Genomic DNA, 19,679 nt, shown 5'->3' with positions numbered 1-19,679 from the left:
CGCGCCCACCTTCTCTTAGCTGAGGAGCTCGTTGATATCGCCCTTCTTAGGCTTGCGGACACGGAGGGTGCCGTATTTCTTCTCGTAGTTTTGGATGACCATATTCACGCCGGCAGTAAAGATATCCTTGATAGCCAGACCTTCTTTGTCGGCCAGTGAGCGAACCTTGTTCATGAGGTCAACGGGGAGGATCGTGCAGATACGTTCAGACTTCATACGGTTGGGTTTGCGTCCGCGACGCGGAGCCTCTTCATATTCCTCTTCCTCAGCAGGCTCCGTCTCTCTCTCGTAATTTCTTACATTTTCCTCAGGAGTCTGTGGTTTGTGTTCCTGTTCTTCTTCATCGTAGCTGGTTAGTCCACCCAGGAGACTGTCCATAGAAGACTTGCTAAAATTATTTTTTGCCATATAGCCTGTATTTTAAATCGTTATTATTTATTGATATGGAGTTTCTCTAACAGTTCGTTTACAAAGGCGAGGTAGTCCTGGGCGCCATTACTCTTCGGTGCATAGGACACGATATCCTGTGCTTCAAGGGGCGCTTCGGCGATACTGACGTTCTTACGGATCTTGGTCTGGAAGACTTCGTCACCGAGTTTCTCACGCATCCCCTCCTCAATCTGTTTACTGAGGTTTGTTTTTTCCCAACGGGTGATGAGAATGCCCGTGACGTGGGCTTCCGGGTTGAGTTTCTTATGGATCATGTTGATGAAGTTCTCAATCATGATAAGCCCGTTGAAGGGTAACACTTCTGCAACGATAGGAATAATAACCCCATTGGCGGCAGTGACGGCATTGAGCGTCAGCAGAGCCAGTGACGGTGGACAGTCCATGAGGATGAAGTCGTAGTTGGCTTTCACCTTATCGAGCAGTTCTGAGAGGATTTTCTCCCGGGCGATGACGCTGGCCATCTCCAGGTCTACCATCGCGAGTTGCAGGGTGGCCGGTGTGAGGTCGAGGTTTTCGCGGATAGGATAGATGGGCAGTCCGACGGAGGTATTGATAAGGGCGTCGTAGATGGTCTTATCGATCTCTTGGTTTTTTAATAGAGATGCCGAAAGGTTTGCCTGCGCATCAAGGTCGATGAGGAGTACCTTATATCCTTTGGCAGCGAGGATTGATCCCACGCTGGCTGTTGTCGTTGTTTTCCCCACGCCGCCTTTATGGTTGGCGAAGGCAATGATTTGTGTTTCCTTCATATATTTTTTCTTTGAATTTATATTTTCGTTTGCAAAGATAATATTATTTTTGGTAATACGATTATAGAAGTTGGAGAATTTCTGAGAAATGTTTGATTTTTCTCAGTCTGGGATGACTTTCCTCTTTTGTTTCCTCCATGCGCCACATCACGTGATAGGGGATATGGATAGCGTAGGCACCGATGGCGAGGGCAGGCGCGCAGTCGGATTTATAGGAGTTGCCAATCATCAACAGTTCATGAGGTTCAATGGAGAACTGATCGCAGAGATGCCGATAGGCCTCTGTATTCTTGTCAGCCACAATGATGACATCATCGAAGAAGTTCCACAGGCCTGATCGCCGTAGCTTGTTTTCCTGATCTTGCAGTTCTCCTTTCGTGAAGACGACGAGGCGGTAGTTTCGCATATTGGCCTGTTGCTGCAGTTGAGAGAGTGTCTCCCTGACTTCGGGCAGAGGGGTAGTGGGGAAGGTGAGGAGGCTCCTGCCGAGGTTGATGATCTTGGCCAGACATGCTGCGTCAATCTTTCCTTTTGATATTCTGATTGCCGTCTCACAGAGGGAGATGATGAAGGCTTTGACCCCATAGCCTAGGTCTTCCATATTTCGGTGTTCCGTGGCAAACAGTTCTTCAGCGACCGTCTCCTTGTCGGTAAAGTCAGCGAGCAGGGAGGCATACTGCCGTTCCACAACTTCAAAATGACTCTGACAGTCCCAGAGTGTGTCGTCAGCGTCAATGGCGATCAGTCGGTAGGGGAAATCATTTGTTTTCATGTTTGCAAAGGTACGGAAATCTATGGAATTCGCGGCGTGTGGATTAAAAAAAATCGTTAAGAGAAATTCTTGATATAAATCAAATAACTATAAATATGCAATAAATATGCTATTATTATCTTTGCATATTCATGTAATTTTTATACCTTTGCACTGCTTTAAGGGAAGCAACCAAGAAAGGAATAGAAATGTTTAGAATATTATTTATCTTATGTATAGGCATGGTGCTGGGTTTTTTACTCAGGAAGTTGCCCTATATTCACGAAGTGGATAAGACGGCGCGTTACACGATAGCGTTGTTGCTCTTTGTCTTTGGCATTGGTATAGGCAGTAACCATGATTTATTGCATCATATAGGTCTTGTAGGTTGGCAGGCCTTTGTCATTGCCTTATTAGGTATGATGGGTTCTTTTTGGGCTGCCTATTTGTTCCATACCCTGATTGAGAAGAAGGAGGAGCGTGATGAAAGATAATTTGTTGCTTTTTGGTTCTCTCCTCGGTGGCATCTTCTTTGGTATGAGCGGTCATGTGCCCACTTTCTTCCATGATCCTCGGTTGCCCATGATCATTTTGGAGTTACTCATCATTCAAGTCGGTATAGGTGTAGGAAGTATGGATAATCTCCGCAGTCTTTTCAAGGACTTTCATTGGGAGATGTTGTTATTGCCGGCATTTACCATTGCGGGAACGCTTTTGTTCTCCTCACTCGGCATTTTCATCTTTCAGGGCCACCATCTACGTGACTTCCTGGCTGTGGGCAGCGGATTTGGATATTATTCACTCTCTTCGGTGCTGATCAACAATCTCAAGGCGGCGACCATAGGAGCGGCAGCAGCCAATCAGTTGGCTACGGTAGCCCTCTTAGCCAATATCTCCCGTGAGATGCTTGGTCTCTTCGGTTGTAAGTTCGTGGCCCGGAAAGGCAGTGGCTTTGCCGCGATCAGTGTCTGTGGCATCTCGTCCATGGATGTCTGTCTGCCGTCTATCATGCGTTCCACAGGAAACAAGCGTCTCATGCCGATAGCCATCTTCCATGGTCTTTGCCTGGAAGTCAGCGTTCCGTTGCTCGTGACCTTCTTCTGTTCCTAATTTCCGCAGGAGATAAAATATTGTAGATTTTTTGTCTGTTTCATCGTTTTTCGTTATCTTTGCATGCGATATCAATAGCGGAAAACGATGAAAAAAATCCTATCTATCTTTCTCTTCCTCCTTCTCGCTTGTATTCCGAGTATGCGAGGCCAGGAGGTACAGCCTATTATCCATTATGGTGCAGTCGATGACTCTACGGCTGCCGTTTACAATGTCGACGGTATCTTCAGGGGAACGTTGACCTTACCCAGTGCGTTGCTCTATGAAGGCAAGCAGTTGACGGTCAGGGCTGTCTTTGCCAATGCTTTCCAGGAACAGAAGATAGACACGCTCATTCTCCGTCCGGGAATAAAAGTCATCGGAGAACAGGCTTTTATCGGTTGTTATCATCTCCGTGCGGTTGTGTTGCCTTCTACGCTTACCACGTTGGGATCGTTGGCTTTCGCCGATTGCGTTCGTTTGGAGCAGGTGACGCTGAGTCCGAAGTTGGAAGATATCGAGGAAGGTGTCTTCTACGGTTGTAACCATTTGAAGGTGGTGAATATCAAGGAAGGAACGTATAATATCCGTGATGGCGCTTTTAAAGACTGCAAGCAGTTGGACAATGTCGTCTTGCCGGCATCTGTGAATTTTATCGGTCATGAAGCATTCGCCGGATGTAAGGCGCTCAGACATCTCAAGATACTCGGGAGTGATCCTAACCTCATGGTTCTCCCGGATGCTTTCGGCGATCTCGACAAGAGTCAGATCACGCTCATCGTACCGAAAGGGTGCAAGGAGCGGTATGAGCAGAGCAAGGCCTGGGCAGGGTTTAGCATCACGGAGTAAGAACGATAGACCGATGCTTGCCAAGCATCGACACGGGACGGCAGGCCCTAAACGTTAATAATCTATAAATATACGACTAAAAGATTTGTCGTATTTGTATTTTTTGTATCTTCGCCACAGAATTTATTACCCATGTGATACGGGGGACTACTTAAAACATAATCTGAGAGGGGAGAAATCCCGTCTCTGTTCACATACTAATAACTAAACTAAAACAAACGTTTATGCATCTAAAAATCACAAAAGCATCACTTACGCTTTGTATGGGTCTGGCGACGATGTCGGCATTGGCTCAGGAACGGCAGGTGACCGGATCGGTCAAGGACGCTGAAGGCGAGCCTATGATCGGTGTCAGTGTCATGGTTGACGGCACTTCCATTGGTGGTGTCACGGACTTGGATGGTAATTTCACCATTCCCAATGTTCCGGCCAAGGCCCAGTTGAAGATCTCTTATGTAGGTTACAAAGATCAGAAGATTGCGGTTCATGGTCAGAGCAAGTTGAATATCGTCATGCAGGAAGACAACCAGGCCCTTGATGAGGTTGTTGTTGTCGGTTATGGTACGATGAAGAAGAGTGACTTGACAGGATCTGTCGCCAGTGTGAGCAGTGAGAAAGTCGCTGCCCGCGGTGTGACGAGTGTCGGCGAGTCCCTTCAGGGATCTGTTCCCGGTGTGAACATCACGCAGTCGAGCAGCCGTGCCGGTGCGAGCATCAGCATGCAGATCCGTGGTCAGAGTTCTATCAACAAGCAGGCCTCTCCGCTGTATGTCATCGATGGTGTCGTCTGTTCTTCCATGGACTTCCTGAACCCCGATGATATCGACCGTATCGATGTCTTGAAGGACGCCTCCTCAACGGCCATCTATGGTAGCCGTGCTTCTGCCGGTGTCGTCATCATCACCACGAAAGGCAGCAAGGGAGCCAAGAAAGGTTTCAAGCCCCAGATCTCTTATGATGGTTATGTAGGTTGGAAGTCTACGGCCCGTATGCCGGACTTCATGGATCCTACGCAGTTTATGGACTATCGTTTTGCCCGTTATACCACTCTTGACGGTAAGAGTTATGACGGCTCTTCGCGCAAGGGTGTTGATGCCGAAGGCCATCCTCATTACATCATCAAAGATGGCGATCTCACCTCTGCTTTCCTCATGCGCAAGGGCGGCACGAGCTATCGGGACTCGAAGCTCTATGAGGAGATGATGGATCCCAGTTTCAGTGGTTACGACTGGAAGGATTACGTCACGCGTACGGCCATGCAGCAGAATCACTATCTGAGTGTTGCCGGATCTACGGAGGCTGTTAACTACCGCCTTGGTCTTGGTTACCAGGATGAGGGTAATGTCTTCAAGAAGAACGACTATACGCGCTACAACCTCAAGGGTGCTTTCGATGCCCGTCTGTCGAAGATCTTCGAAGCTGGTCTGTCGTTTAATATGGCTTACAGTGTGACGGAGGATTTCTGTACCGACGGCAGTTTCTCCCCGTATGTCAACGCTTTCTATTTCAACCCGTTTGTCTCCCCGTATGATGAGAATGGCAAGCTCTATACGAACCCGGGTGCCAAGTCAGCTTTTGACTCCAACTCTCAGTTCACGTCTACTGTCAACCCGCTCATCGACCTGTATGACAATAACGACAAGAACCAGCAGCGTGACTTCAACGTGTTGGGTAACCTCTATCTGCGTGCCCATATCCTGCCGGGTCTGCAGTTCACGACAACGTTCTCACCGAACTTCTATCATGGCCGTAATGGTATCTTCTATGCAGCCGGAATCACCGAGGATAATCCTCAGGGCTCCATGTATTATCAGAAGAACAAGACCAACTATGGTGAGATCAATACGAAGACCCGTTTCGACTGGACCTGGGATAACCAGATCGACTATAACCTCACGTTGGGTAAGGAGAAAGAGCACAGTATCAATGCCATGGGCCTCTTCTCCCTCTACAAGAGCAATACCGAGACGGCGCTCTCTGCCGGAAAGGGAATCTCCGATGACCGTCTGAGCTATAACGCCCTCGACAAGGTCAGTGGCGACAAGACCGTGGGTTCTTCCTATACCGAGAACTCCCTCGTCTCTTTCGCAGCCCGTCTGAACTACGCCTATAAAGGCAAATATATGGCAACGGCAACACTCCGTACCGATGGTAGTTCCCGTTTTGCCGAAGGTCATCGCTGGGGTTGGTTCCCGTCTATGGCTTTGGCATGGCGTATGAGCGAGGAGAACTGGCTGAAGAATCAGAAATGGCTTGACAACTTGAAGCTCCGTCTCTCTTATGGTGTCACCGGTAATAATAATGTCGGCGACTATGTGACGATGAACACGGCTGCCGGTCCGAGCTATGTCGTCCTCGACGGCACAGAGGTTCAGGGCTATTATCCCAATGGTATTGTCAATACCGGTCTGATCTGGGAGAAAGTGAAGGAGTTTGACTTTGGTGTTGACTTCGCTGTCCTGAACCATATCAACCTTACGATGGATCTCTACAACCGTCTCTCCGATGGTCAGATCATGGCGAAGACGATCCCGTATGAGACGGGTGAGAGCTCGATGACCTGTAATATTGGTAGTGTCCAGAACAGAGGTATTGAGATTGGTGCCAACTTCAATATCTTCCGTAAGAAGGATTTCTCCTGGGATGTGAATGTCAACTTTGCCCGCAACTGGAACAAGATCAAGGAGCTGTCCCGTGGTAAGGTCGACGAGGTGGCCAACAACTGGTTCATCGGTCAGCCGCTGAATGTGCTGCGTGACTACACCCATACCGGTGTCATCACCGACAAGGGTGTCACGATGCATACGATGAATGGTGACAAGCACTACACGCTGCAGGAGTTCTACCAGAAATATGGTTCCAAGTATAAATGGTACGAAGGTCAGGTCGCTGTCAACGACTGGAATGATGATGGTAAGATCGACGATAATGATAAGCAGATCTATGGTTGCACTGATCCCCGTTGGACCGGAAGTCTGAGTACTACTGTCATCTATAAGAACTGGGATTTCACCGTGATGCTTTACACGAAGAGTGGTCAGTGGTCCCGCAGCTATTTCCACGAGAAATACGCGAAATACGGCGACCGCGGTAATGCCCACATGGTGATGGACTTCTATATCCCGAAGGGCGCGCCGATCATCGACCATACGACGGGTGACATCATCGCTAACCCGGAGACCGTCTATGGAAGCTATCCTTATCCGAACAACAGTGATAACTCTGCCGGTGGCTACTTCTCCGACAAGGGTAGTGCGAAGGGCGAGAACTTCCAGTATCAGAAGACCTCTTTCACGAAGGTGAAGAATATCACCCTCGGTTACACCTTCGACCGTCATCTCATCCAGCATATCGGTCTGCAGCAGCTGCGTCTGTATTTCAATGTGCTGAATCCCTTCTGTTTCACTAACTATAAGGGCTTCGATCCCGAGTGGGCCAGTGCCAGTCTGCAGAACGGCGGTCCTTCCTCCGTTACCTATCAGTTTGGTGTGAACCTCAAATTCTAAACAACTTAAAAACGAATCTTATGAACAAGATCAAAATAGCGACACTCTTCATGACTTCCGCCTTTCTGCTCAGCGGATGTAGTGATTTCCTGACGCCGGAAAACAAGTCGAGTGTCTCCGATGAACAGCAGTTTGGCACGAAGAGTGGCTTTGAGTCCCTCGTCAACGATGCCTACAGTCAGATGCGCAATATCTATGCGAGCACGAACTATAATGAGTGGTTCAATGCCGGTACGGACATGTATGCCACGGCGCGTAACCAGATCGAGCAGAGCTATCAGCTCTATGAGACGCTGAATCCGGAGAATACGTATAATGCCACCCTTTACAAGACCTGCTATGCAGGTATCCGTGCTGCCAATGCCGTCCGCTCCTATGCCGCGAAGGCTACAGGTGTTGATGAGGCACTGCGTAACAAACGTACTGACGAGGCTCGCGTCATTGCCTGCAACTTCTACTATATCCTTGTCAATGACTATGGCGGTGTGCCTATCATGAAGGATTTCCTCACGGGAGCTGATGACGGCTATGCCAAGAGTTCCGCAGAGGAGGTATACAACTATATCATCTCCGAGCTTGAAGCCGTTATCAAGGACAACTATCTTGAGGCTTCCACAGCCACGAAGGGTGGTGGCCGCGTGAGTATGGAGGCTGCCAAGGGTCTGCTCGCCAAGACTTACCTCGCTGCCGGATGGGATCTCGGCAAGAAAGACTACTTCACCAAGGCTGCGCAGTATGCCGATGAGGTTATTGCCGGCCGTAAGTTGACGACACCGTTTGCCAACCTCTGGAAAGCAGACGGCAGTGGTGATGACAATGCTGAGTTTATCTGGGATGTAGAATACGACCTCGCTTCCGCCACGAACACCACGACGGGTGGTCATAGCTGGAGTTCTTACTTCTGCAATTATCTCGGTGGTGCCGAGGATCCTATCAAGGCCACGACCTCTTCGTATGTGCCGACGATCTATGCCCTTCACTGCTTTGAGAAGGGAGATGTGCGTTACGACGTGACTTTCATGAAGGAGCTCCCCGATGTCTCCAAGGGCAACAAGGCCGGTACTGGTTATTGGACCTGGTATAAGAATGGTGAGAGTCTGAAGGGCTATCCCGTACAGCGTTACTACCGTGCCTGGTATGAGACGGATGCTGATGTCGCTGCCTGGCGTGCACAGGATCCGGAGAACCGTAAGAACACTTATGTCATCCCGATGGATGAGAATACCGTGGAGCCACAGGAGATGAACGGCAAGGCCATGAGCTATTGGGATGCCATCACCTCTGTCTTCGGCAGCAACTGCTGTAAGAAGTTCGACGACTCCCAGACCGCTTCCAACCAGAGCAGTACGGACTATCGTGACATCCATGTCATCACCCTTCCGGAGATGTATCTCGTGGCTGCCGAGGCTTATCTCGAGGCCGGCAATACCGCTGAGGCTCTGAAGCGTCTCAATGTCGTCCGTGAGCGTGCCGGTGTTGCCGATGCCACGACGATTGATATCGATGCCATCCTGAAGGAGCGCGCTTGTGAGCTCTTCGGCAACAGTCCGCGTTGGATCGATCTGCGCCGTACGAAGAAATTGGTGGAACACAATAATCTCTATAATCACGACCTGGAAGGAACGGCAGCGAAAGCTATTGGTGAGAAACTCCTCCGTCCGATTCCTCAGGCTGCCTTTGATGCTAACAGTGCTCTCGATGAATCGAAGGACCAGAATCCTGGATATTGATGTTTCAGTAGTTTAACAGATTAGTGGTGTCAGGATAACAGATTGAAAATCCCCGTACAGCGTCCTGCTGTACGGGGAGTATTTTTTAATGGACAATGGAGAATGGAGAATAAAACACAGAGTAACAGATTTTACATATACTAAGCTATGTTTTATCTGTTACTCTGTCTTTATTATTCGCCCTTCGGGCGACGGGCCGCCACAAGGGACGGCCCCTGCAGTGGATCGTAATCCGATTTACTTGTTCTCGCTGTCGATGGCCTTGATCTTATCCTTGAGGAGTTTGGCGTCATCCTTGAGCTTCTGAACCTTCCGGTTCATCTCGTCGATGAGGCTGTTGCCCTTCTTGCTCGAGACGGAAAGGAAGCCGAGGTTGTTCTCATAGGTAGCAATCTCGCTCTTCAACTGGTCAAGACGGTGCTGCAAGCGGCCACGCTCATTGTCGAGGGCATTCTCACCACGCTGAGCGACATTCTTCAGATTATTCTTGAACTTGTCGAGGCGCTTGGTCTGGATAGCGATATGCAGATCCTGATAGAGCTTATCGAGGACGGCGTGATAGGCCTCAAAGATCTTATCTTTCTCCTTGAAGGGTACGTGTCCCACCTTATTATATTGTTCCACGAGGGCCTGAACCTTAGCCTGCAGACCTTCTGTCTTCTCCTCGGCGAGTTTCTGCAGTTGGGCGATGATATCCTGTTTCTTCTGCAGGTTCTCCCGCTCTTCCTGGTGGACACCGGCGTGGGCATTGTTACGGGCCTCGAAGAAATGGTTGCAGGCGCCGTTGAACTCAGCCCAGAGTTCGTCACCGAGCTTGTGAGCCACCGGACCGATCTTCTTCCATTCTTTCTGCAGTTCGATGATCTTGTCAGCCGTCGTCTTCCATTCCGTAGAGTCCTGGAGCGCTTTGACCTTCGTGATCAGGTCACGTTTCTTCGTGGCGTTGTCGGCATATTCCGCCTTGAGGGTCTTGAAGAACTCAGCCTTCTGTGTGAAGAAGGAATCACAGGAAGCACGGAAACGGTCGAAGATCTTCTGGTTCATCTTCTGCGGAGCGAAACCGATCTTCTTCCATTCTTTCTGAATATCGATGATTTCCTGCGTCTGCTTGTCCCAGTCGCCGGCATTCTTCCGCTCACTGGCCACGAGGGCCTCGGCCTGCTCGCAGAGAGCAGTCTTCTTCTTCAGATTCTCCACCTCCTGTGCACGGAGATCATCGAAATGCTGCTGATGCTTCTTGTTGATGACAGTAGAGGCAGCTTTGAAACGCGCCCAGATACTCTCGCGGAGATCCTTGGCGACAGGGCCGATCTCACGATACTGCTCATGGAGATCCTGAAGCTCATGGAAAGCCTTGATGACATCGGGCTCGTCGGCGAGCTGCTCAGCCTCCTCACAGAGTTTTGTCTTGGCCTCGAGATTCTTCTTGAAGTCATATTCACGGGCCTCACGGTTGAGGTTGAGCATATCATAGAACTGCTCGACATAGAGCTGGTAGTTATGCCAGAGCTCATTGGCTTTCTCTGCGGGAACGGGGTTAAGGGTCTTCCATTCCGCCTGAAGATCCTTGAAAGCGTCATAGCTCTCACTGGCTTTCTCGGGAGACTCCGTCATCGCCTTGATCTTTTCAAGAATATCAAGTTTCTTTTGCAGGTTTTGCTGTTTCTCCTCTTCCTGCTGGAGGAACACTTTCGCACGTTTCTCTTTGATGAGTTGCATCTCAGCCTTGAAGGTCTCCTCGTCGTCGTCGGGGAGCATCTGGTATTGAGCCGGATCACCGCCGCCCTCGATATAAGCCTTCATATCGGCATCGCGCTGGGCGATATTGAATTTGTAGAAGACCGATTTCAGGTGGTCGACTTCAGCCTTTGTGGGAACCTCGTCACTGTGTGCCAGTTCTTTGGTTCTTTCCAGGACTTCCTGTTTGTTTTTGAAGACATGCTTGGCGGGATCCGTGTCGGCAGTCTCGTTAGCTGTCGTGTTGACGACTTTGTCGGTTGTTTCAGCAGCTGCGGAGTTCTGAGTCTCCTCAGTCTGCTTTCCTTCATTCAGAGTACCCTGTTCAAGGGCCGTTTCTTGAGAGTCCATCATAAAAATGATTGGTTTTACGTTCTTAATTCAAATGCAAGTATGTGAGAAACATACGAAACTATTTTGCAAACTTAATCAAAATTCTTGAAAAGTCCAACCAAATCTTGATTTTTTTTGTAAAAAGGTCTTACAACAGCCGTTTCCGTCTCAGAATCCACCAAGAGAGGAAGGTGATGATGACGGAGATGACGACAGCGATGCCGAATCCCCATTTCCACGTCTCCATCCCGTTGACGAGGTTCATGCCGAAGAAGGAGGAGATGAGTGTCGGGAACATCAGGATGATACTCACGGAGGTGAGGGTACGCATTGTGTTGTTCATATTGTTGTTGATGATACTCGAGTAGGTATCCATGGTCGACTCGAGGATATCGGAGTAGATACTTGTCGTCTCGCGGGCCTGTGTCATCTCGATATTGACATCCTCGATAAGATCGGCATCGAGCTCATCGACCTGCAGCTTGAACTTCAGTTTCTGCAACAGGTTCTCATTGCCGCGGATGGAGGTGATGAAATAGGTCAGGGAGTCCTGCAGGCGGCTCAGTCCGATGAGGCTCTCATTATTGACGTCACGGTCGAGGTTGCGCTTGGCTTTCTCGATGAGGGCGTTGATCTGTTTCAGCCGTTTCAGATACCATACGGCCGAAGAGAGGAAGAGCCGGAAGATGAGGTCGACATAATCGGTGAAGCCCTCGCCGCGTTTCTGCTGATAGGAGACGAAGTCGAGGAGCATATTCGTCTCGTAGTAGCATACGGTGATGGTCACGTCACGCTTATGAATGATACCCAACGGTACGGTGGTATATGGTGTCCGGGAGCGTACCTCCTTGACATAGGGGATACGCAGGATGATGAGCATCCATCCGTCATCATACTCATAGCGAGCCCGCTCGTCGGTATCACTGATATCGGAGAGAAAATAGTCGGGGATTTTGTACTCTTCTTCCAGCACGCGCTGGTCTTCTTCTGTTGGACACGTCACCTGTATCCAGCAGTTAGGCTGCCATTCGGGAATGGCATTCAAGCTTCCGCTGATATTCCAGAAAGTTCTCATAATTGCTAATCTTCATGCTACGAAAAAAGTGGGACATGAGGATCAGCCTGGCTTCTCCTCACGCCTAGAAATTCTCGTTTTCCGCGTGATAGTCGTCCATATATTTGTTGTTTTTTCTAATTTTCGTGCAAAGTTACAAAAAAATACGGAACAATGGCCTTTTGTAACTGATTTTTTACGATAAAAAACATCATGGGGGACAGGAGGGCCTCCCATTTTGAAGGACGAAGGTTAGGTATGTTTCTGACAATGAGTAGGTGGCCGTCCTATTGCGGCCACGCACCCGCATTGATCCTTTTGCAGGTTAACGTCAATAATGGCAGCGTGTGGAATGTCGTAAACAGTCAGTGAAGGAGGCTACTGACTGAAAATAAACAGCGGAAAAACGCGCTCCTGACTTTCGGTTCTAGGAGAGAGAGTCTTGAAAATGTCAAGTGGACATGGCAATCTGTCGACTGGACAGGACTGTCTTTCGAAGAAAATTTTCTAAACATCGTGTTTATAAAATTCTCTACGAAAGATACGATCGCCAATGACGTGTTTGCGATGGAAAAATACCATTGATTTTCGTATATTTATTGAGAATTTTTAGCTCTTTGGCATAACTATACGGATAATTATGCGAAATATTTCTCAGTGGAAATGGTCTGGTTTTATATCTGCCTATGAATCAGACAGATATGAAAAGCCTTCATTTTTCGCGTATTTGCCGACAAATGGTCATGCGGTGATTTCTGTCGCCGTCATAACCATTTACCTGCTGTCAATATTGAGGAAGTTTGTAGGGACATGATTCATCATGTTCCGTCCTTGCGGGTGCGTGGCCGCAACAAGGCGGCCACCTACAAGAGGATCGATACCGGTTAGAGTTCTGCGAGGACCTGCTTGACGAGGTTCCAGTAAGGCTCTATCGTGGCGATCTCACAGCGCTCATTGGCCGTGTGGGGAGAACGGAGGGTAGGACCGAGGCTGACCACATCCATGCCCGGATATTTCGCCATGATGACCGAGCACTCCAGTCCGGCGTGATCCACCTGCGGGATAGCGTCGGTGCCGTTCTGCTCCTTGTAGACCTTCATCAACAGATGGAGCAGGGGACTGTCGGGATTCGGATCCCAGCCGCCGTAGCTGGCGGAGAACTCCACCTTCATGCCGGCCATGGAGAAGCAGCTTTCGAGTTGTGTGGCGAGTACCATCTTCATGTCCTCACGGCTGGAGCGAACGAGGATCTTGAAGGCCGCCTTACCGCCGTCGATGGTGATGATGGCGAGGTTGCTGGAGGTCTCCACAACATCGGGATAGGCGGGGATCATACGCAGGACACCGTTATGGCAGGCATAGATGGCGTCGATGAGGTTGTCCTGGATCTCCTCGGGGACGATCTCGGCGGGGCGCTCCACATCCTCGGTGAAGAACTCGATACCGTTCTCGATACCTTTGTATTCCTCCTCGAGGAGATCCTTCTGTTTCTCTACCCGTTTCTTCAGACTGTCGACGCGGTTCTTCGGCAGGGCGAGGACGACTTCAGCGTGGAAGGGGATGGCATTGCGCATATTACCGCCATTCCAGCTGACGAGGCGAGCCTCATCCTCTGCGATGGCCTCGCGGACGAGGCGTACCATCTCCTTGTTGGCATTGGCGCGGCCCTCGTTGATCTCCAGTCCGGAGTGGCCGCCACGGAGTCCCTTGAGAGTGACCTTTACGGCAGCGTCGAGGCTGTTGGCCTCATTCTGATAGCCGAGGGTTGCCGTGACATCGACGCCGCCGGCAGAGCCGATGACAAACTTACCCCAGGTCTCGGAGTCAAGATTCAGGTAGAACTTGCCGTGTAGCTCACCTTCGGGAATATCGTTGGCACCGTACATCCCCGTCTCCTCATCAGCGGTGATGAGGCCCTCCACGGGGCCGTGCTTGAGACTGTCATCTTCCATGACGGCCATGATCGTCGCCACGCCGATGCCGTCATCACTGCCGAGAGTGGTATGGTTGGCATAGACCCAGCCATCGACGATGCGCGTCTCGATGGGATCTGTCTCGAAGTTATGGTTGCTGTCGGAGGCTTTCTGCGGCACCATGTCCATGTGGGCCTGGAGGACCACGCCGGGGTGGTCCTCATAGCCTGCGGAGGCTTTCTTGCGCATGATGACGTTGCCGGCGGGGTCTACAAAGGCCTCTACGCCACATTTCTTGCCGAAGTCGACGAGGAATTTCTGTATTTTCTCCAGATGACCGGAGGGACGGGGCACCTGCGTGAGCAGGTCGAAGTTGCGCCAGATGGCGGCGGGGGATAAGTTTGTGATTGCGCTCATAGTTTGATAGTTTTTTTATATAGCTCGCTATAGATTTCTATAGCTCACGATAGATTTATAATTAGTTTTCATTTCTTCGGGCAGTCAGCTGGAGGGCGATCCAACCGTAAATGCCGAGGACGATGACGAGGAGTGTCTGGATGGAGTGTACGATGAGTACGAAATAGAGGGCAGCATTCTGACTCACGCCATAGAGGATGAGCATCGTCTTCACGGCAAAGTGCCAGGGACCGGCGCCGTTCGGTGTGGGAACGATGACGGCGATGGAGCCAACGATGAAAGTCACGAGGGCACAGGCCATACTCAGATGACTCGTCTCCTGGAAACAGAAGAACGTGAGGTAGTAATGGAGGAAATAGCTGACCCAGATGGCGATGGTGAAGAAGATGAACAGCGGGACGTTCTTCACGTTCCTCAGTGAGGTGATGCCCGCCCATATCCCGGCGATCATATCTTTCACCTTATTATATATAGAGAGTTTCCGGATGAGGTAATATCCGAAGATTCCCGTGACAAGGGCACAGCCGATGGTGACGAGATAGCCCGTGGCGGTGAACTTTCCAAGGATGGCATCCACGCTTGTGCCGGTCTTGCGGAAGAACGTCATGAAGACGGGGATCTGCGTGATAAAGGTGAGCAGGGTAATGATCATGACGAGGAGGGAGTCGATGGCCCGCTCCGTCACTACGGTACCGAGGGATTTGGAAAAGGACACGTTGTCCCACCGACGGAGAACGCCGCAGCGTGCAAACTCGCCGATGCGCGGGATGAGCAGGCTGGAAGCATAGCTGATGAAGATGGCATTGATGCTCACACTGTCGCGTGGGTGCTCACCGAGCGGTGTCAGTGTCTGTTTCCACCGCCAGCCGCGGAAGGTCTGTGCCAGGATGCCGAAGGGAAAGGACAGGATCATCCAGGTCCAGTCCATCTCGTGCAAAAGGACATACTCCACCTTCCCGAAGTCAAAACCCCGGTACATCCAGTAGAGGATCGCGCCGCCCAAAAGGAGCGAGAAGACGACCTTCATGATATCGTTTAATGTTTGCTTCATCTTGTCGTGCAAAGTTAGGGAAAAAATCTGAGACCTTTGACCCAAATCAAGAAAAAAAGCGAAAATGGAAGAAAATACTTCATTTGTTTGCGTGCACACGAAAGGTTTTGTACCTTTGCAGTGTCAAAAGAAAAAAGATTGGCATCCGCAAGGGTGCAAGAGAAATTCAGGTAACAAATAAAATTTAGGAGACACACATTATGTTAGCATTGATTTCATTTGCCGTTGTTGCCATCATGGTGGCACAGGCAGTAAACATGGGCAACAAGATCAACTTCGACGAGAAGTAAGGCTGCCCGACAGGGCGACAGACACATGGTCGTCCTCTTTTTTTGAGAAAGCAAGAAAATGTTTCATATGGTCCGGTTCCCTTTTTGGGGGCCGGATTTTTTTTGCTTCCTTGCGCTTGCAAAGTGCAAGCACTTAACGGCAGGCCGGGAAATTAAGAAAATAACTACGGTCTTTCTTCGCTCCTCCCTGTTTTTTTTGTATATTTGCAGACAGAAAACGTAAGCTAATGAAACTCGTTACACCAAAGAAGAATCTCGGTCAGCATTTCCTGACCGATCTGTCTATAGCCAAGCGCATCGCCGACACCGTTGATGCCTGTCCTGATATCCCCATCCTGGAAGTAGGGCCGGGCATGGGTGTGCTGACGCAGTATCTCTGTCAGAAAGGCCGCCGCGTGCGTGTCGTGGAGATCGACCCCGAGAGTGTGCAGTGGCTGCATGAGAACTTCCACATCGCCCATGAGGATATCATCGGCGCCGACTTCCTGAAGATGGATCTCACGAAGGTCTTTGAGGGGCAGCCGTTTGTGCTCACGGGTAATTATCCCTATGATATCTCCTCCCAGATCTTCTTTAAGATGTTGGAGAACAAGGATCTCATCCCCTGTTGCACGGGAATGATCCAGCGGGAGGTGGCACAGCGCATCGCCTCCGCGCCCGGGTCGAAGGCCAATGGCATCCTGAGTGTCCTTATCCAGGCTTATTATGATGTGGAGTATCTCTTCCAGGTTGACGAGAATGTCTTCAATCCGCCACCTAAGGTCAAGAGTGCCGTCATCCGCATGACGCGCAACGGCGTGGATCATCTCGACTGCGACGAGCGTCTCTTCAAGCGGATTGTCAAGACCGTCTTCGGACAGCGGCGGAAGATGCTGCGCGTGAGTATCAAACAGCTCTTCGGTAAGGAGAAGCCGTCGGCGGCATTCTTCGAACAAGACATCATGACGCGCCGCCCCGAGCAACTCAGTGTGGCCGATTTCGTTTCTTTGACCCGTGAAGTGGAAAAAACACTGCAATCGTTTGCTCATTCGGCGGAAAATGACTAAATTTGTGGCAAAAATCTAAAAAAAACAGATATGTTAGACGTTAAGAAAACATTGCAAGATGCAGAGGGCCGCATGAAGAAGGCCGCTGTCTATCTTGAGGAAGAGCTGGCGCGTATCCGTGCCGGCCGTGCCAATATCGCCATCCTTGACTCTGTCCGTGTGGAGAGTTACGGTCAGATGGTGCCGTTGAACCAGGTTGCCAACGTGACGATTCCCGATGCCCGTACCATCGCCATCCGTCCTTGGGACCGGAAGCAGATCCATGCCATTGAGAAAGGTATCATGGACTCTGATGTCGGTATCACGCCGGAGAATAACGGTGAGGTGATCCGTCTGAATCTCCCGCAGCCTACCGAGGAGCGCCGTAAGGAACTTGTCAAACAGTGCAACAAGATCGGCGAGAAGACGAAGGTGGAGATCCGCAATGTCCGCGGTGACTACAAGGACAAGCTGAAGAAGGCCATCAAGGATGGTCTCTCCGAGGATAACGAGAAAGATGCTGAGGCCAGTCTGCAGAAGGTTCACGACAAGTATATCAAGGTTGTCGATGAACTTCTTAATGCCAAGCAGAAGGAAATCATGACGGTCTAAGCCAGTGAAAGGACTTGTCATCAAGAATACCGGGTCGTGGTATACGGTGAAGACCGATGACGGCCGTCTCGTGGAGTCGAAGATCAAGGGAAACTTCCGTTTGAAGGGTATCCGTTCTACGAATCCCGTGGCTGTCGGCGATCGTGTGACCCTTGTGGAGAATGCCGAGGGAACGGCATTCATCACGGAGATCGAGGACCGGAAGAACTACATTATCCGCAAGGCCTCCAATCTCTCGAAACAGAGTCATATCATCGCCGCCAACCTCGACCAGGCCTTCCTCGTCGTCACCGTCAACTATCCGCAGACCTCCACGACCTTCATCGACCGTTTCCTGGCCGGTGCCGAGGCCTATCGTGTGCCTGTGGTGCTCATCTTCAACAAGCATGACCTGCTCTCCGAGGAGGAGATCCATTATGAGCGGATGATGATGACGCTCTATGACACCATCGGTTATGAGTGTCATGAGATCTCCGCCGTCCATGGCGACGGGGTCGATGCCCTGCGGCCGTTGCTCAAGGGAAAGACGACACTCCTCAGCGGAAACAGTGGAGTGGGGAAGAGCACGCTCATCAACCAGCTCATCCCGGAGGCCCATCTGCGTACCGCGGAGATCAGTGATGCTCACAACACGGGCATGCATACCACGACCTTCTCCGAGATGCTGCCCTTTCCCGGTGGGGGATGGCTCATCGACACGCCGGGAATCAAGGGCTTCGGCACCTTTGATATCGAGAAGGAAGAGCTGACGAGTTATTTCCGTGAGATCTTCAAGTTCTCCAAGGACTGTCGTTTCTCCAACTGTACCCATACCCATGAGCCAGGATGTGCCGTGCGCAAGGCCGTGGCGGAACATTACATTGCCGAGAGCCGTTATCAGAGTTATCTCTCCATGTTGGAGGATAAGGACGAGAACAAATATCGTGAGGCATTCTAGTAAGAACATGATTGTTCATGTTCCGATGAATTATGAATACAAAAGTAAAAGGTTATCTCGCCGGGATCCTCGGCGCTATCTTCTATGGCACGAACCCACTGGGAACACTGGCCCTCTATCAGGACCATTTCACGGCGGGGGCCGTTCTGTTCTATCGTTATGTTCTGGCGACGGTGATCATTGCCGTCTGGATGGCCTGCCGGCATGAGACCTTCCATATCAAGCGCGGCAATGCCATCCGTCTGTCGATCCTTGGCGCCTTCTTCGCGATGTCGTCGCTGACGCTCTATCTGAGCTTCAATTACATGGATGCCGGTGTGGCCTCGACGATCCTCTTCTCTTATCCGATCATGACGGCTATTCTGATGGTGGCGTTCTTCCATGAGCGGCTGAGGTGGTCGACGACGATCTCCATCACCCTCGCTGTCCTCGGTATTGCCCTATTATATAGAGGTGGTGGCGCAGGAGGGGCGACACTGAGTACGGTAGGCGTGTCCCTCGTCATGCTCTCCTCTCTGCTCTATGCGTTCTATCTTATCGCCACGAGTCAGGTACACATGGGCTATTCCGCCCTGCGCTTCACATTCTGGGTACTCCTCTTCGGCAGTATCACCGTCTGTCTGTGGCTGCTGATCACGGGCGAGCATGTGCCGATGCTTCATGGTGCAGGGGAGTGGACGTATGCGCTGCAGTTGGCCTTACTGCCGACCGTGCTGAGCATCTTCTTCATCAATGTTGCCATCGACAACATCGGATCAACGCCGACGGCCATCATGGGCGCCTTGGAGCCGATGACGGCTGTCTTCATTGGTTGTGCCATATATGGTGAGAGCTTTACCTTCCGTTTGGCCATAGGAATTCTTCTCATCCTCTCCGCCGTGATCCTCATTGTTCTGAGAAAGTAAGAATTTTATTAGTAGTTTGTACCGTGAATTTCAGGATGGTGCCCCTCTGCCTTGAGGCAGGGGGCATTCTTTTTTTACTGAATAAAACAAGCGTTTTGCTGAAAAAATAGTTCTCATAACCCTTGATGCTTTTACCTTTGCAGTATCGTATCACATGACATTTTATAGGTTTAACTCATACAGGCGTGTATGGATCAGCCCGTCTAAGAGGAGGGATCTTCTTAGACGGGCTTTTTGGTTACTTGCGCTTGCAAAGCGCAAGCACTCGACGGCAGGCCATG

Annotated in this window: 16 protein-coding genes; 9 read left to right on the top strand and 7 right to left on the bottom strand. The window is 50.5% G+C overall.

Features of this window, described 5'->3' with window-relative positions; all coding sequences use genetic code 11:
• Positions 1–15: 15 nt before the first annotated feature.
• From G604_RS0101340 to G604_RS0101330, 3 genes are all read right to left on the bottom strand, one after another.
• Positions 16–408, bottom strand: coding sequence for a hypothetical protein (locus tag G604_RS0101340; RefSeq protein ID WP_155941821.1), 393 nt, complete (start codon positions 406–408; stop codon positions 16–18).
• A gap of 23 nt (positions 409–431) precedes the next feature.
• Positions 432–1,199, bottom strand: a complete 768-nt coding sequence (locus G604_RS0101335) for a ParA family protein (protein WP_028908969.1) — start codon at positions 1,197–1,199, stop codon at positions 432–434.
• 61 nt (positions 1,200–1,260) lie between these two features.
• Positions 1,261–1,971, bottom strand: coding sequence for an HAD family hydrolase (locus G604_RS0101330; RefSeq protein ID WP_028908968.1), 711 nt, complete (start codon positions 1,969–1,971; stop codon positions 1,261–1,263).
• Positions 1,972–2,159: 188 nt separating this feature from the next.
• Here G604_RS0101330 and G604_RS0101325 point away from each other — a divergent pair, with 188 nt between their 5' ends.
• From G604_RS0101325 to G604_RS0101305, 5 genes are all read left to right on the top strand, one after another.
• On the top strand, positions 2,160–2,444 hold the full coding sequence (locus tag G604_RS0101325; RefSeq protein ID WP_028908967.1) for a LysO family transporter: 285 nt from the start codon (positions 2,160–2,162) through the stop codon (positions 2,442–2,444).
• Positions 2,434–3,060, top strand: coding sequence for a lysine exporter LysO family protein (locus G604_RS0101320; protein WP_028908966.1), 627 nt, complete (start codon positions 2,434–2,436; stop codon positions 3,058–3,060). The genes G604_RS0101325 and G604_RS0101320 overlap by 11 nt, the downstream gene beginning before the upstream one ends.
• A gap of 87 nt (positions 3,061–3,147) precedes the next feature.
• A complete protein-coding gene (locus tag G604_RS0101315) occupies positions 3,148–3,888 on the top strand; it encodes a leucine-rich repeat domain-containing protein (RefSeq protein ID WP_028908965.1) in 741 nt (246 codons plus the stop codon).
• 224 nt (positions 3,889–4,112) lie between these two features.
• A complete protein-coding gene (locus G604_RS0101310) occupies positions 4,113–7,394 on the top strand; it encodes a SusC/RagA family TonB-linked outer membrane protein (RefSeq protein ID WP_028908964.1) in 3,282 nt (1,093 codons plus the stop codon).
• Between the two features lie 20 nt (positions 7,395–7,414).
• A complete protein-coding gene (locus G604_RS0101305) occupies positions 7,415–9,124 on the top strand; it encodes a RagB/SusD family nutrient uptake outer membrane protein (protein ID WP_036904246.1) in 1,710 nt (569 codons plus the stop codon).
• Between the two features lie 237 nt (positions 9,125–9,361).
• Here G604_RS0101305 and G604_RS0101300 read toward each other — a convergent pair whose 3' ends face one another.
• The 4 genes from G604_RS0101300 to G604_RS0101285 form a co-directional block, all read right to left on the bottom strand.
• The gene (locus tag G604_RS0101300; RefSeq protein WP_028908962.1) at positions 9,362–11,215 is read right to left on the bottom strand and encodes a DUF349 domain-containing protein; all 1,854 of its coding nucleotides are present in this window, start codon (positions 11,213–11,215) and stop codon (positions 9,362–9,364) included.
• Positions 11,216–11,342: 127 nt separating this feature from the next.
• The gene (locus tag G604_RS0101295; RefSeq protein ID WP_028908961.1) at positions 11,343–12,269 is read right to left on the bottom strand and encodes a magnesium transporter CorA family protein; all 927 of its coding nucleotides are present in this window, start codon (positions 12,267–12,269) and stop codon (positions 11,343–11,345) included.
• An 863-nt stretch (positions 12,270–13,132) separates the two neighbouring features.
• Complete coding sequence (locus G604_RS0101290) at positions 13,133–14,578, bottom strand: aminoacyl-histidine dipeptidase (RefSeq protein ID WP_028908960.1); 1,446 nt, start codon at positions 14,576–14,578, stop codon at positions 13,133–13,135.
• Positions 14,579–14,639: 61 nt separating this feature from the next.
• A complete protein-coding gene (locus G604_RS0101285) occupies positions 14,640–15,629 on the bottom strand; it encodes a lysylphosphatidylglycerol synthase transmembrane domain-containing protein (protein ID WP_028908959.1) in 990 nt (329 codons plus the stop codon).
• Positions 15,630–16,146: 517 nt separating this feature from the next.
• Here G604_RS0101285 and rsmA point away from each other — a divergent pair.
• From rsmA to G604_RS0101260, 4 genes are read left to right on the top strand one after another with little or no spacing between them, the layout of a single operon-like run.
• The gene (rsmA, locus tag G604_RS0101275; protein WP_028908958.1) at positions 16,147–16,965 is read left to right on the top strand and encodes a 16S rRNA (adenine(1518)-N(6)/adenine(1519)-N(6))-dimethyltransferase RsmA; all 819 of its coding nucleotides are present in this window, start codon (positions 16,147–16,149) and stop codon (positions 16,963–16,965) included.
• A 30-nt stretch (positions 16,966–16,995) separates the two neighbouring features.
• Positions 16,996–17,556 carry a ribosome recycling factor gene (gene frr / locus G604_RS0101270; protein ID WP_028908957.1) on the top strand — a complete coding sequence of 187 codons (561 nt, stop codon included), beginning with the start codon at positions 16,996–16,998 and terminating at the stop codon, positions 17,554–17,556.
• A gap of 4 nt (positions 17,557–17,560) precedes the next feature.
• Positions 17,561–18,493: a ribosome small subunit-dependent GTPase A gene (gene rsgA / locus G604_RS0101265; protein ID WP_028908956.1), complete on the top strand. Its 933-nt coding sequence runs from the start codon at positions 17,561–17,563 to the stop codon at positions 18,491–18,493.
• 32 nt (positions 18,494–18,525) lie between these two features.
• The gene (locus G604_RS0101260) at positions 18,526–19,398 is read left to right on the top strand and encodes a DMT family transporter (protein ID WP_028908955.1); all 873 of its coding nucleotides are present in this window, start codon (positions 18,526–18,528) and stop codon (positions 19,396–19,398) included.
• Positions 19,399–19,679 lie beyond the last annotated feature (281 nt).

It is taken from the genome of Prevotella sp. AGR2160, assembly GCF_000424185.1.
Classification (GTDB): domain Bacteria; phylum Bacteroidota; class Bacteroidia; order Bacteroidales; family Bacteroidaceae; genus Prevotella.
Note: the sequence above shows the minus strand (reverse complement) of the source record. Positions and strands in the feature narration are given on the sequence as shown.